Genomic DNA, 13,860 nt, shown 5'->3' on the forward strand with positions numbered 1-13,860 from the left:
TTGCCTCAGTAGGTTACTGAGCCACTGAGGGACTCGATAGCCTGGACCAACTCGTCATAACCGACGGGCTTGTTCAAGTGGCGATCGAAGCCCGATTGTCGCGACCTGTGCTGGTCAGCGCTCGCACCATAGCCGGTGAGGGCGATCGCGGGTGTGTGCTGCAGATGAGCAAGGCCGCGCAGGGCCTTGATCAGCGCATGGCCGTCCATGCCAGGCATGCCGATGTCGGAGATAATCACGTCATACTGCGCGTTGGCGGCCGCTTCCAGCGCCTTCACCGGGTCGCTGTAGGCGATCACCTCGGCGCCCTCCATCTCCAGCAACTGCTGCATGACTTCAAGGACTTCTGGCGAATCCTCGACCAGCAACACCGTTACGCCTTGCAGCCGCCCTTCGTTGACGGGCTCAGGCGTATCGATACGCTGTTGCGGGCCATAATCACACAATGGCAGGCGGACAATGAACGTACAGCCTTTGCCAAGCCCCGCTGAGGTTGCCTCGACGGTGCCGCCATGGGCCTCTGCAAGCTGGCGCACCAGGGACAAGCCAATACCGAGGCCTTCGCGACCATGCAAGGATGACTGCGGCGAGGCCTGGCTGAACAGGTCGAAAATATGCTCGAGGTCATCGCAGCTCAAACCCACGCCCTGATCGATCACCAGCAGCCGCGCGTGACTGCCATGGCGCTCGAGTACAAGGCTGATTTCCTGGCCTGGCGGGCTGAATTTCAGCGCATTGTTCAGCAGGTTCCAGATGATCTGCTCCAGGCGTGTAACATCGCCTTCAATCATCAGTGAGGAGTCGTCAGCAGGTAATTCGAGACGCACCGGGCAAGGGTGTTTTTCGTTCATGACCACTGCATGTATGCCTTGAACCACCGCGCCAAGGTCCACTGGCTCGGTTTTGAGCTTGAGCTTACCGGTGCGGATACGTGCGACATCGAGCAGGTCGTCGATAATGCGCGCCTGACTGGTGACGGCCTCACAAATGGTGGCAACGGCTTTGCTCGCAGCGCCCATATTCCTGATAGTAGGAAGCCGGCGCAGGATTTCGGCGTTGAGCTGTATCAGGTTCAGCGGGTGTTTGAGCTCATGGGACATCACCGCGAAGAACTCGTCTTTCATGTGGCTGGAGCTTTGCGATTCAGCCAACTGCTTACTAAGCCGTTCTTCACCCAGGCGCACGCGCTCTTCTGCGGCGTGGTTCTTGCTGATGTCGATGAAGGTAAGCACTGTGCCATCGATCTTCTGTTCGCTGGAGCGATAGGGCAGCAAACGGGCTAGATACCAATGGTTATCCTGGGCGCCGATCTCTCGCTCGATGGTGGTTTCGCCTTTTGCTACGGCGTGGGCGTCATCAGCCAGGGCGGGGTAGTCGAGGCGGTGGGTGATATCCAGCAGCGAGCGCCCGGTATCCACGGGCAGCATGTTGAAAAGATCGGTAGCTCGCGGCGTGAACCAGCGAATGTGCAGGTTGCGGTCGACGAACACCGTGGCGATGTCGGTAGAGGCAATCAGATTGCTCAAGTAGTCATTGACCTTATCGGTTTCTTCGACTTTGTTCTTGAGTTCGTAATTGACAGTCAGCAACTCTTCGTTGATCGACTGCAGTTCTTCTTTGCTGGTTTCCAGCTCTTCACTGGCCGAACGCAACTCTTCGTTGATCGCCTGCATTTCTTCGTTGGAGGCGGTCAACTCCTCGCTCGATACTTCCGACTGCTCGATGGTTTCTTGCAGTTGCAGGCGGGTTCGCAGCAGTTCACGCTCCAGGTTGTGCAGAACCATGCTGTCGGTTTGGCGGATCACACCGGGCAACGGCAGCGTGGGGTCGGGCGTACGCACCTCGAAAACCACCAGCAGGCATTCGCCTGTGCTGAACTCATCCTTGTAAGGCTGCACGGTAATTTCCACTTGCTGGCGTTCTTCACCTTCGCCAAGGTCGACAGGCCTTGAGGTAACGGCTTCTGTGCCTTGGCGGGCCTGAAACAACGTGGTGCGCAACGCCAGGCGCAGGCTAGGCAGTACCAGTGAGAGCAAATTGCGGCTCGGCTCGCCAGCGGCCAGTTGCAAGTAGCGCCCGATGCCTTCGCTCATATGCAGAATGTTGCCGTCGCCGTCGATGATCAGGCTCGGCGGGGTGCGTCTGGCCAGTGCGCGGTGGTGCATCTCCGCGTACGACGGCTTGCGTTCAGGCTTGGCTTTGGTTTGTTGCTCCTGAACCACACCTTTGAAATTCGTTCTGGGCAGCTGCCGGCTGCTGCTGCGAGTAGCCGCGCTGACGTCACGGGCGCGGAAAATGCGGTTGCGCTTGTCCACCGGGGTGAACAGATCGCCCACCACATCTGCTGATTCAGAAGTTCCAAGGAACAGGTAACCACCGCTGCGCAATGCGTAGTGGAACATTTGCAGGATGTCGTGCTGGATCTCGCGGTCCAGATAGATCAGCAAGTTGCGGCAGACGATCAAGTCGATCTGCGAGAAAGGTGGGTCGGATAACAGATTATGGCGGGCGAACAGTACCTTCTCGCGGACTTCCTTGCGTACGCGGTAGTGCTGATCCTCCTTGACGAAGAACTGCCGAAGACGAGTAGGGGGCACATCAGTGACGATAGCCTCGGGGTAGGAGGCTGCACGGGCGGTGCTGATCGCCCGCGCGTCAAGGTCGGTGGCGAACACCTGAACCTTGCTGTCACGCTTTTCCAGCGTCAGTTGCTCACACACCAGCATCGCCAGGCTATAGGCTTCTTCACCCGTGGAGCAGCCAGCCGACCACACACGGATTTCACGAGTGTCCCCGCGTTCGCTGACCAACTGCGGCAGTACATGCCGCTCCAGCGACTCGAATGCCTCACGATCGCGGAAGAAGTTGGTTACACCAATCAACATATCGCCCAGCAACGCCTCGGCTTCGCTGCTGTTTTGCTCCAAATAGTGCAGATAACCCTGCAGATCGGTCTGCCCGGTCACATGAAGACGGCGCTCGATACGCCTCAACACGGTGGCGCGTTTGTAATGCTGAAAATCATGACCGGTGGCATTGCGTAGCTGTAGCAGGATCTCGTCGAGCAGTGGTTCTGCGGCTCGAGGATCACCGGCCCGGGTACCTAGGGCAGGTGGCAGGGTATCGTCTTCGATCTCTGGCAGTTTCACCTGGCGAGCAGTACGCCACAGCTCCATCAGTTTTTGCGGCATTTCGGCGGCCGGCAAGACCAGGTCGACCAAGCCGGTTTCGATCGCTGCCCTAGGCATGCTGTCGTATTGCGCGTCATCAGGGGTTTGCGCCAGGGTCACACCGCCCTGTTCCTTGATTCTGGAAAGCCCCACAGCACCATCGGCGCCTGTGCCTGACAAAACTACGCAGAAAGCGTGATCTTTGTGAACATCGGCCAAATCACGGAAGAACAGGTCAATGGCAACGTGGTCGCCACGCCGACGGTTGGCAGGGGTGACCCGCAGGTAGCCGTCGTTGGTGGAAAGGCGGTTGGCCGGCGAAATCACATAGACGTGGTTGCGTTCGATCGGCACCGGTTCGGTGACCTGGCGCACCGGCATCGGGGTCGTTTCCTGAATGATCCGATCTGCCACGCTCTGATGGTCGGGCGATAAATGCAGCACGACCACGAATGCCATACCGCAATCGCCTGGCATCTGCTGGAAGAAGGTGCGAATGGCCTCCAGGCCACCCGCCGAGGCGCCAATGCCGACCACCGGAAAGTCCAAGTGGCTGGGGCTCAAGGCAGGGTTTTGCGGCGATGCGGGTTGATCAGTCATGGAAATGCCTTGTGCACACCAAAAATTTGGCCCGAGGACATGGCTGCGGGCGCCTGGGTCCATTATATGCCGCCCCTCGGCAGGGCCGCGAGGCGCCAGGGCACAGGCAGCCCAAGAGTCCTAGCTGGGCAACAAGGAGCATATAGAAGCTGGACGTTTGGCACACGATCCTTTTTGAGACGAACGTTTGGCACCTTCGGTCAGCCAACCGCAATCGGATCGAGCAGCTCCGTTATGAGTTCGTTCGGACCTAGGATAGGCCTGTCATCATAGGAGCCGCATAGGTGACACCGGTCATCAAGGCCCCGCACTGCGCTCATCAACGGTTCCCGTTGAAGTACCCGATAATTTTTTTGAATCTTTCTCCAGTGCTATCACTCAATGCATTGTCATCCATGGAGAAGAGGAGGGCTGCGCAATGCCGAGTCCCCAGCTGTACATTATCGATTACCTGCTGCACGGCGACCCCCGTAGCTTCATCATCCGGCTCGAGAAAATCGATAACGCCGAGGCTTGGCACTGGGCAAGTTGCGATGCAGGCATCGGGATCATCCCAAAGTTTGGTCGGGAGAAAATTAGAAAGGTAAGCCGACCTATGGCGGAGCGGTACGGAATAACCGACGTAAGTTGGCGACTATCCGGTAGCAAGCCCAGCCGGGCGATCGGCGATACGAGTGTAACCGGTTAAGCTTTCAAGCACCCGATTCGGGATCGCTGGCAGGTTCCCCGGGCCTGTTACGCGCGTCGTCTTCCGGGTGTTGGTCAGCCTTTGAGTCATCAGTCCGATCTTCATGCTTGGCAGGATCCAGTTCTGGCCAGTCATCCTGGACGTTGCCGCCTCCCATTCTCATTGTCATGTTCATACCGTGCCCTCGCTCTTTTAAACAGCCCGCCATGGGCGTGGCTTGAAAGGGGTGAGGGTAAGACGATTATTCACCCCGTATCAGGTGAGAGCTTCGAAAGCTAAGCTTGATCATTTGCACGGACATGAGCTCCGACCGGCGGTATGTAAAGCCTTAGCTGAGCAAACGTTGTCACCTCAGATTTTGAATTATGCCTGCTCATAGCCAGAGTTCACGGCGAAAGACGAGGGGCAGCAAATAGAGCAATTCTATAACTAAACCAGATAGTCATTTAGTCGAGTTATAACCTGACGTCGAACCCAAACGAGCAGTGGAAAAGAGTCCTCAAGGCATTCGCTCCACGGCAGAGCGCGCTTTAGCTGAGATACACCAGGCTCTGCGCAATGCTTGCAGACCTTTCTCAATGACGGCCAGTCTTCACGGACTTGCTTTCGTGGCAGCGGCGTAGGGTGTTCGGTAAAGTCAGAACTAGCAATTCGGGTTGATGTCATAATGATGTACAGGGACATCGGCGCGTATCCTCGAGCCAGCCCTTCAGGACATCAGTCCAATGCTAAGCCACGACGATTTTCGGTACACCGCTCATAGGCACCTCCTTGAATTGGATGCTTCAAATTCCAGGCTCAGGCATCTAGTTTCTCGGGGTGAAATCAACGGTGTCCTCTGGGACGATGCTGTAAAATGGCATCAACACTCGTATGACGCCTGGGCCATCTTTATAGGCGAAAATCCTCAGCGTTTGTTGCCATCCTGATCTGCAATCGTGGAGAGATCTTCGATTTTCAGCGGTTTCCACGTGACACCATTCTTCCTCCTCTTGAGGCCAACTGTGCTTCCACAGGCTCCGGCTGGTGTCAGTGCGAGATTCCCTCCCTATGTCTTCACTGGAAATCATAACGTTGTTGCCGAACCGCCCGCCCAAACCCCATCAAAAGCTGACTAGCCGCTCAAGAAAAAGCGGCCTGTGTCGATAATTGCTGATTCAGCATGTGTGGAGCCTTAAATTGTTCAACCGCAAACTCAAAAAAACGCTGCAGGAGCAGAGCGCGGAGCTGAATCTGCTACGTCAGCAGGTCGAGCAAATGGACAGAGGGATGCTTTCTATAAGACTTGATTCTCAGTTCCGGATCTGTGCAGTCAATCGAAGTTTCTTGGAGACCCTGGGGTACTCAAGCGGCCATCTACATGGCCGTCCACTTTCAGAAATCGTTCCGCCTTACGTCAAAAATCTCCCTTGCTTCCACGCCTTCAATCAAGCTGTGGCGCGATTCGAACCCGTCAATGACGAATATCGATACCTCCGGGCTGACGGTACTCTTGCATGGTTGAAAATCTACTGGCTTCCTATTCGAAACCAAGAGGGAGGCTTGGCTCATGTCCAGGGCTACGGCAGTGAGATCACTCGCACCGTTGAGCGGAGCAAGGAGAACCAGGCTCTGATCGAAGCGCTGGTTAGGTCAACCGCTGTCATTGAATTTAAATTGGATGGCACCGTGATCACGGCGAACAAACAGTTCCTCGATGCCATGGGCTACTCATTGGGCCAGATCGTCGGCAAGCATCATCGCTTGTTCTGTTCGGCACAAGAAGCGGCATCCGATGAGTACGTAAATTTCTGGAAGACACTCAACCGTGGAGAGTACGTCGCGAATCGCTTCAAGCGAATCGACGGGCGTGGCAACGATATTTGGCTGGAGGCAACCTACAACCCTGTGCATGACACCGAGGGCAAGCTAGCCAAGGTCGTGAAATTTGCGAGTGTGGTTACCGACCAGGTAGCTAGAGAACAAGAGGTTAAAGCTGCTGCCGGCGTTGCTTTTGATGTCTCGCAACGAACGGATTCAAGTGCCGAGCACGGCGCTATCGTGGTAACGCGAACGGTAGCCACGATGCGAAGTATCGCTGAGCAAATGAAGCTCGCAACCGACAGCATCGAGGCGCTCGGTAAGCAATCTGCGTTGATCAGTTCAATCGTTCAAACCATTGGCGGAATTGCGTCGCAGACTAACCTTCTTGCCTTGAATGCGGCGATTGAAGCGGCACGTGCCGGAGAGCAGGGGCGGGGCTTTGCTGTTGTTGCTGATGAAGTCCGAAAGCTCGCAGGCCACACCAGCTCGGCGACCGAAGAGATTGTGAACGTCGTTCAGCAAAACCAGGAGCTTGCTGATGAGGCCGTTGCCCAGATGTTCAGCAGTCATGCGAAAGCTGAGGAGGGCTTGATACTCGCCAACGAGGCGGGCAAGGTTATCCTTGAAATTCAAAATGGAGCAAAGCAGGTAGTGGAAGCTGTTGGGCGCTTCGCTAACGAGGTGAAGTAGACGCGCGCCCATTGACGGTCACTACCGATGTGCTTCGGTCACGGACTGGCCAACGCAAAAGGCACGCTCTTTGTGGTGTCTTTGCTTTGGACAGTCATGTAGCTGCCCATGGTGTCTTCCTCAATCACTCCGTTTCTAGACGACACCTCCAACTTTGGTTTGCGCTAGCTGGCTTTCGCAGCGCCTCAAAAGCGATGCAACTATCGCACTCTCGTATAAACCAGTACGTTCCGATCTCGACTGTCATCTGATGACTCAGGTCGCCTACCGCAATCTGTAAAAGGCGCAGATCCCGCCAGCCTCAAGCGGATGCAAGCTTGTGAGGTGATCCGTCATCACGGCCATTGCTAATTTCACGGGTTCCGCTAACTTATACAACAACTGTACAGAATTGAGATATTGTACATGTATTCCCGATGGCCTCTGCCCCTTCATTTCGACGGTTCCTATCCATGGTGCGCCAGGGAGGTGGCCTTCCTGCGCAGGTATTCGACTGCAGCAAAGCTCATCCTGATCGATATCCATGGCGATGACTTCGATTCGATACCTCAGGGCCTGTCTATTGAGCAATTGAGATCGTGCTTGCACGCTAGGTTTGCAAACGATCATTGGGTAACAGGCTTGGACGCTAGCCTTTGGAGCGGGCGTGCTGCCGGTGTTGGGATGTGGCCAGCTCCACTGGCTTGGCGTCCGCTATGTCCTTTGCTTTCAGTTCTGTACAGGGTGTTCTGTCGTTTGAGACCAAGTTTGGCCTTGTTACCCCATCCCGAGGGTATGGCAACGTTGCAAAGGTGAGGAATACAAATGTCACATTCGCTAGCCGAGCATTATCGTGAAATCCTTGTTGGGGTTGGTGAAAACCCGCAACGAGAAGGGCTCTTGGACACACCTCAGCGTGCTGCCAAAGCGATGCAATATCTATGCAATGGCTATACCCAGAGCCTAGCTGAGATAGTCAATGGCGCTTTATTCGAAAGTCAGAATGATGAGATGGTGGTGGTTCGCGATATTGAGTTGTACTCATTGTGCGAGCATCACATGTTGCCGTTTATTGGGAAAGCGCATGTCGCCTATCTGCCAACAGGACGAGTATTAGGGCTTTCCAAAGTGGCGCGTTTAGTTGATATGTTTGCTCGCCGTTTGCAGATTCAAGAGAATTTGACTAGACAGATTGCGTGTGCCATGCAGGAAGTGACTGATGCGGCAGGTGTCGGCGTCGTTATCGAGGCCAAGCACATGTGCATGATGATGCGAGGTGTAGAAAAGCAGAACTCAGTGATGATTTCATCGGTAATGCTGGGTGAGTTCCGAGACTCTCAACCTACCCGGCACGAATTTCTCAACCTTATTGGGCGACACACCTGAAAGTTATCTCCAAGTCGTTTTAAAGTCTTGGGCAATAGTGGCTTGCTGCCGTTTGTTGAGGCGGTACCACCTAGACAAGGTCAGCCCTGTGCGTGACGGCTTTCAGTGCTTTCGTTTGCCAGAAGCGCTTGCTAACTAATCGGTCTAGCGCTTGGCGGGTTTTGCAGGCCATCAATGAGTGACCTTTGATGTGTGATTCGGCAGCTCGGGATGATCCAATGCCGAGTATACTGGAGAAATAATTAGTAAAATTTTTCCTCTTGCAAGGTTGTTTGATTGGATAAAATCTTGATGTGTGACGCCGGGCCCCTCTGACGGTTAGTAGCCGCCATGTCGGAGTCATAGTTGTTAAACTACGACTATATAGGAGGGGCTCATGACTGCCCTAAATGCGTATCTCTCTCAGGATGTCCTGGGCACTGATCTGTGGCTCTGGCTTTCCTTTTTTGCTGTGGTATTAACTCTGCTAGCGCTTGACTTAGGGGTTCTCCATAGAGGGAATCGAGAGATTGGCGTCAAAGAGAGCTTGCTGCTATCAGCTGGCTATATCAGCATGGGCCTACTGTTCGCTGTTTGGGTCTACTTCCAGAAAGGCAGCGACGCCAGTATGGACTATGTGACTGGCTTCCTGATTGAGAAGTCCCTGTCGATGGATAACGTATTCGTTATCGCATTAATATTTAGCTTCCTGGCCATCCCTAGAGAGTTTCAGCATAGAGTGCTGTTCTGGGGGATTATGGGAGTCATCGTCTTGAGGGCCATTATGATAGGCTTGGGGGCCGCGCTCATTGCGCAGTTCAGCTGGATACTTTACTTTTTCGGAGCTTTCTTGGTTTTCACGGGGATAAAGATGCTATTCGCTCGTGTGGATCATGCGCCTGATCTGGAGAATAACCGGTTCGTCAAGTATCTCCGTAGTCATTTGCCCGTAACCAAGGAATTGCATGGTCAGAATTTCCTGGTGCGGCTGCCCAATGACTCAGGTAAAAAGGTGTTATGGGTAACACCGCTATTTCTTGCTTTGATTCTTATTGAGTGTGCTGACTTGGTCTTCGCTGTTGATAGCGTTCCCGCGATTTTTGCTATCACTCAGGATCCCTTCATTGTCTATACCTCTAACATTTTTGCCATACTAGGGTTGCGGGCGCTGTATTTTGCGCTGGCTGCGATGATAAGCCGCTTCGCTTATCTTAAGTATGCCTTGGCCTTGGTGCTTGTCTTCATAGGTACGAAGATTTTCCTTCACGATATCGTGGGCAAGGTACCTGCAGAGATTTCTCTGAGCGTTACAATTGGCCTTCTGATTGGCGGTGTGTTGCTGTCTCTTTGGAAAACTAGAAAGCTCGGCAAGCTTTAACCCGCTACCTAGGCTCACGGCTACGGCGAGAAAAAAGAAACCAGATTCTTACAACTCAGAGTACCGATCCAGCTCTATAGCTGTGGCTTAGGGATTCCGATGTTCCAGCTTTTTCAGGTAATCCCTTGCGAAAAATTGAGTCTCATCCGCAAGGGAGGTTGCTCTAGATTTTGCTGCTACATGACTTTCTCGAATTTATCGATGGTCGGTTGCTCGGCCAGCATACTTGCTGCTTTCAAGGAGAAATTTAGGTAGTGCGGCTGTAGCGTGTGCTCATCCAAAGATTTCGGACTTTTCCAGATCTCATAAATCAAGAAGTCGGTAGGTACATCCTCTAATCGATGGAGGGTGTACTGGATACATCCCTCTTCTTTTTGAGATGCCTCGACCAAGCTGCGGAGCTCGGTTAACAGTTCTCGTTCCAGACCTGCTTCCGCTTTCAATCTTGCGATAATCACAATGGGTAAATTGTTAGGCATATAATCTCGCTCCAAGGGGGAAACCGGTTTACCGAGTGATGACGATTTTACCTATAGCCTCTCCGGACTCCAGGCGGGCATGAGCTGCTTTCACACCTTCAGCTGTGAATGGATGTCGTTCGTCGATAAGGGGTTTGACTAAGCCGCGATCCACCAGACTGCTTAGCTTCGTGAGAATCTTGCCGTGATGACTACGGTCAAGATCATGGATGATTGATACAGCCATGAAGACTAAGTCCAGCCGTAGTGCCTTGAAATGCATATCTGTGAGGTCGTAGGTGTCGTAGCCGATAATGGATATGACATGACCCTTGAGCTTGGCAGCCTTCAGCGAATTCGTGAGCACGGCGCCGCCCAGCGTATCGAACACTGTGTGAAAGCCAGAGCCGTTGGTAATACGGCTGGTGTATTCTTCTGGCGACTCTTCCCGATAGAAGGCCACCTCGTCGGCACCCAGTGATCGGGCAATCTCTGCTTTCTGTGCAGTCGAGACCGTAGTGGTTACACGGGCTCCCATCAGTTTAGCCAACTGAATGCCGATGTGGCCGACGCCACCCGTTCCGCCATGAACCAAAACTGCATCATCCGGCTGGATAGAGGCTCGATCAATCAAAGCCTCCCAGGCAGTGATTGCCACGAGCGGAAGACTCGCAGCATCAGCAAAATCCAGTGAGGCGGGTTTGAAAGCGATCAATCTTGCGTCAGCTTCAACTTGCTCCGCCAAGGCGCCAGGAATACCCACGATTCCTCCGACGCATCCATAAACCTCATCACCTACCTTGAATTGGCTAACGCCTTCACCCACGGAGCTGATGATGCCGGCGACGTCCATATGAAGGATAGCTGGAAAGGTGAGACCCGCGGTGCCTTCGCTCCCGCTGCGAATCTTGGTATCAACTGGGTTAACACTGGTGGCCATAACATCAATGACGACGTGGCCTGGTCGTGCTGAAGGGGGAGGTGTTTCGATTTCTTCAAATACATCCGACTGGCCGTGCTGGTTTATCACGATTGCTTGCATTGATTGTCGCTCCGCTTGAAAACTCAAAATCTATCAGCGATGCAAATTCGTGAATATGCTATTCTTGTTGCTTCATTCGGTCTTAAAAGTTGTTAATCTTCATGCTCGATTCCCTCGATGAGCTCCGTTTGTTTCTTGCCGTGTATGAGGAGGGAACCATACGTGCGGCGGCTCAGCGGCTGGATCTCACAGCAGCGGGAGGGAGCAAGAAATTGCTTGCCCTTGAGCATCGGCTTGGGCGAAGGCTTTTCAACAGAACGACTCGGAAATTAAGTCCAACCGCTGATGCCGAAAAGCTCCAACGGTTTGCTAGGCAGATACTAGATGGCGTCATGGAGGTGGAGCGGACTTTTTCTGAAGCGCAGGACGTCTCAGGATCGTTACGTATCACAGCTTCTGCCACGTTCGCACAGGGCTACCTTGCTCGAGTGCTGAGCAGCTTTCTGGTTGCCTATCCAAAGGTTGTAGTAGATCTTCACCCTACTGACCAGATCGTCGATGTCGTCGCAAAAGGTTTTGACCTGGCCATCCGCCATGGTGTGTTGGCGGATTCTTCCATGATTGCACAGCGTATCAGCGATTCACGGCGAGTGATTTGTGGTGCTCCCGGATATTGGGACAAGGTCGGGGTACCCCGGTTGCCCAGAGACCTTTCGAGTCTGGATGGTCTCATTGTAGGGAAAGAAGCTAATTGGTCACTGTCCAAAGGTGGAAGCCAGCAATCGATCAAGATCAAGCGCCGATTCGAATCGAGCCAGGCGGAGGTCGTCAGGCAGATGGCGTTGGATGGCCATGGCATTGCGCTCTTGGCAGATTGGCATGTCAAACCCGATCTTGTATCAGGCAGGTTGGTCGAGGCGTTGCCCGACTGGAATGTGGAGCCGAATGTAGGCGTCTATGCCATGTACCCGTCCAGGGAGAATATGGCCCCACCTGTGCGAGCATTCATCGAGCACTTCAAAGAATGGGCCACGATGCATCCGATTGAGGCCGAGGTAATATGAGTTTGAGTGGGGCACGAGCGTCAACGACCTCACCCCAGCAGTGTCTTGGGATAATTACTGCATGGTAAAGCCTGCACATGCTGCCATGCTACATGAACTTCGCTGAAGCTGTTACTGTCAGCTTCGCACGCTATCACCCGTTGATCGCAAAGGCCCTTGCGGATCGTCCGAAGCGGTGAGTGCCGGACATGGCCTAACCGTCAACGATTCTCGCAAGTGGAACGATTAGCGCGTCGGCGCAGGGCCATTCTTTACGGAAGTAACATAAATCACATCAGGTTTTTGTCGCATGTCGACGCAGAGATGGAGACTCTACGTCGGCGATTTTTGACAGCGCTTCATCAGTCACTCCGCTGAAAGAACCTCCCGCTGGCGAATCTAGCACATCGTCTAGCTCAGGCAGCTCGGTGAGCAGCCGATTAAAAACCTCATTCTTTTGCTGGAGTCGAAAGGAGTTCGGGTCTACTCACTAGCCATCGACGCCAAGGAAGTTGACGCATTCTCCATGTGGAGCGGGAGCGCCCGTTAATGTTCCTCAACACGTATAAGTCAGCGGAACGATGCCGGTTTGATGCGGCGCATGAATTGGGCCATCTGGTTAGGCACCAACACGCCCATCCTCAGGGCCCTGATTTGGAGCGCGAGGCGAACGCTTTCGCGTCGGCATTTCTGATGCCGCGCGCAAGCGTACTGGCAAGTGCACCGCGCTCGATCACCTTGAACAGCTTGATCAAATTCAAGCGGGTATGGGCCGTCTCGGTTGCCGCATTGAACCATCGCTTGCACGGCCTGGGCCTCAGCTCGGATTGGACCTATCGAACCTTATGCATTCAGATTGCCCAGCAAGGCTACCGCACCAAGGAGCCGCAGCCGATGCAACATGAGCGCTCGGAGGTTTTGGTAAAGATTTTCGCGGCGTTACGGGCCGAAGGGCTGAGCAAATCGGCGGTGGCCGCGCAGCTGGCCATTCCGCCTGAGGAGATCAACGAGTTGACCTTTGACCTGATGCTGAATGTCTTGAAGGGGCAGGGTGGGGATGCCGACAGCTCGCGCCCAACTTCCGCGGCCCACTCGCGTCTAGTCAAAGGGTAAGCGCTCCGGTCGCTAGGGAAGTATGCGTCAACCTGTGGAGGAGTATGCCCTCTGGGTCGAATACCCCGGCAGCAGTCGCTGCCGCTGGGTGTCCAGCCTATACGAGAAGCTAAGGCCCCGTTCGGCAAATATTAGCGGCTGGGATATCTCGATCAGGTTGAGGTCAGGGTCGCGAACGCACAGAAAGGATCGGCCCGAGCGCTAGGCGGCCGGCACCGAAGGTTTTCGAGTTGCATGCCCGGTACGCGGGTGTAGAGGTCCGTGCAGGCTTGCATGTCGAAGGTGGTGATTACGAAATGGTCTAGGTGATCGATCACGGGCAAACTCAGCGCAGGAGGACTGACGAAATGCATTCCGGCCCGGACAATGTTAGAGCAATGAGTTGACGCGCACGCCTTATAACTATACTAAATAGTCATTTAGTGGAGTTATAACTACATTACGAGAAAAAGAGGCTGGAGGAGGTTAGCTTACGACCTCAAATGATCGGTCATCCTCACGAACTGCCTGACCCCCCTGGTGCGCAGTAGAGACCTACAGAATCTGTTACTAGGCGTTGGGGTTAATCTCCAGCGCTTTTCTTACGTATTA

10 protein-coding genes and 1 pseudogene are annotated in these 13,860 nt (G+C 54.0%); 7 read left to right on the forward strand and 4 right to left on the reverse strand.

Going from position 1 to position 13,860, the window contains the following annotated elements:
• Positions 1-5: 5 nt before the first annotated feature.
• Positions 6-3,770, reverse strand: a complete 3,765-nt coding sequence (locus J5M56_RS04465; protein WP_207869948.1) for a CheR family methyltransferase — start codon at positions 3,768-3,770, stop codon at positions 6-8.
• A gap of 418 nt (positions 3,771-4,188) precedes the next feature.
• Here J5M56_RS04465 and J5M56_RS26680 point away from each other — a divergent pair, with 418 nt between their 5' ends.
• From J5M56_RS26680 to J5M56_RS04485, 5 genes are all read left to right on the forward strand, one after another.
• Positions 4,189-4,458 (forward strand): DUF6555 family protein, encoded by a 270-nt coding sequence (locus J5M56_RS26680; RefSeq protein ID WP_243430497.1) that lies wholly within the window; start codon positions 4,189-4,191, stop codon positions 4,456-4,458.
• A 1,179-nt stretch (positions 4,459-5,637) separates the two neighbouring features.
• Positions 5,638-6,951: a PAS domain-containing methyl-accepting chemotaxis protein gene (locus J5M56_RS04470; RefSeq protein WP_207869950.1), complete on the forward strand. Its 1,314-nt coding sequence runs from the start codon at positions 5,638-5,640 to the stop codon at positions 6,949-6,951.
• Between the two features lie 405 nt (positions 6,952-7,356).
• Positions 7,357-7,746 (forward strand): DCC1-like thiol-disulfide oxidoreductase family protein, encoded by a 390-nt coding sequence (locus J5M56_RS04475; RefSeq protein ID WP_243430499.1) that lies wholly within the window; start codon positions 7,357-7,359, stop codon positions 7,744-7,746.
• Positions 7,747-7,755: 9 nt separating this feature from the next.
• Positions 7,756-8,316 (forward strand): GTP cyclohydrolase I FolE, encoded by a 561-nt coding sequence (folE, locus tag J5M56_RS04480; RefSeq protein WP_207869952.1) that lies wholly within the window; start codon positions 7,756-7,758, stop codon positions 8,314-8,316.
• A gap of 376 nt (positions 8,317-8,692) precedes the next feature.
• Complete coding sequence (locus J5M56_RS04485; protein ID WP_207869954.1) at positions 8,693-9,673, forward strand: TerC family protein; 981 nt, start codon at positions 8,693-8,695, stop codon at positions 9,671-9,673.
• Positions 9,674-9,849: 176 nt separating this feature from the next.
• Here the strand turns inward: J5M56_RS04485 and J5M56_RS04490 are convergent, their stop codons facing one another.
• Complete coding sequence (locus J5M56_RS04490; RefSeq protein ID WP_207869955.1) at positions 9,850-10,152, reverse strand: putative quinol monooxygenase; 303 nt, start codon at positions 10,150-10,152, stop codon at positions 9,850-9,852.
• Between the two features lie 28 nt (positions 10,153-10,180).
• Positions 10,181-11,173 carry a zinc-binding dehydrogenase gene (locus J5M56_RS04495; protein WP_207869957.1) on the reverse strand — a complete coding sequence of 331 codons (993 nt, stop codon included), beginning with the start codon at positions 11,171-11,173 and terminating at the stop codon, positions 10,181-10,183.
• Between the two features lie 101 nt (positions 11,174-11,274).
• Here J5M56_RS04495 and J5M56_RS04500 point away from each other — a divergent pair, with 101 nt between their 5' ends.
• Both J5M56_RS04500 and J5M56_RS04505 read left to right on the forward strand, forming a co-directional pair.
• Positions 11,275-12,177, forward strand: a complete 903-nt coding sequence (locus J5M56_RS04500) for a LysR family transcriptional regulator (RefSeq protein WP_207869959.1) — start codon at positions 11,275-11,277, stop codon at positions 12,175-12,177.
• A 528-nt stretch (positions 12,178-12,705) separates the two neighbouring features.
• Positions 12,706-13,269: an ImmA/IrrE family metallo-endopeptidase gene (locus tag J5M56_RS04505; RefSeq protein WP_207869962.1), complete on the forward strand. Its 564-nt coding sequence runs from the start codon at positions 12,706-12,708 to the stop codon at positions 13,267-13,269.
• Positions 13,270-13,468: 199 nt separating this feature from the next.
• Here the strand turns inward: J5M56_RS04505 and J5M56_RS27210 are convergent.
• Positions 13,469-13,586 (reverse strand): annotated as a pseudogene (locus J5M56_RS27210) (VOC family protein); the annotation flags it as partial.
• Positions 13,587-13,860: the final 274 nt, after the last annotated feature.

The sequence above is a fragment of the Pseudomonas sp. 51_B genome, assembly GCF_017491595.1.
Taxonomy (GTDB): Bacteria; Pseudomonadota; Gammaproteobacteria; order Pseudomonadales; family Pseudomonadaceae; genus Aquipseudomonas; species Aquipseudomonas promysalinigenes.

Excerpts from the sequence above, each read along its gene's own strand:
- J5M56_RS04490 (WP_207869955.1), bottom strand. The coding sequence starts at position 10,152 with ATGCCTAACAATTTACCCATTGTGATTATCGCAAGATTGAAAGCGGAA.
- J5M56_RS04505 (WP_207869962.1), top strand. The coding sequence starts at position 12,706 with ATGTTCCTCAACACGTATAAGTCAGCGGAACGATGCCGGTTTGATGCG.
- J5M56_RS04485 (WP_207869954.1), top strand. The coding sequence starts at position 8,693 with ATGACTGCCCTAAATGCGTATCTCTCTCAGGATGTCCTGGGCACTGAT.
- J5M56_RS04475 (WP_243430499.1), top strand. The coding sequence starts at position 7,357 with ATGTATTCCCGATGGCCTCTGCCCCTTCATTTCGACGGTTCCTATCCA.
- J5M56_RS26680 (WP_243430497.1), top strand. The coding sequence starts at position 4,189 with ATGCCGAGTCCCCAGCTGTACATTATCGATTACCTGCTGCACGGCGAC.
- J5M56_RS04465 (WP_207869948.1), bottom strand. The coding sequence starts at position 3,770 with ATGACTGATCAACCCGCATCGCCGCAAAACCCTGCCTTGAGCCCCAGC.
- folE (WP_207869952.1), top strand. The coding sequence starts at position 7,756 with ATGTCACATTCGCTAGCCGAGCATTATCGTGAAATCCTTGTTGGGGTT.
- J5M56_RS04495 (WP_207869957.1), bottom strand. The coding sequence starts at position 11,173 with ATGCAAGCAATCGTGATAAACCAGCACGGCCAGTCGGATGTATTTGAA.
- J5M56_RS04500 (WP_207869959.1), top strand. The coding sequence starts at position 11,275 with ATGCTCGATTCCCTCGATGAGCTCCGTTTGTTTCTTGCCGTGTATGAG.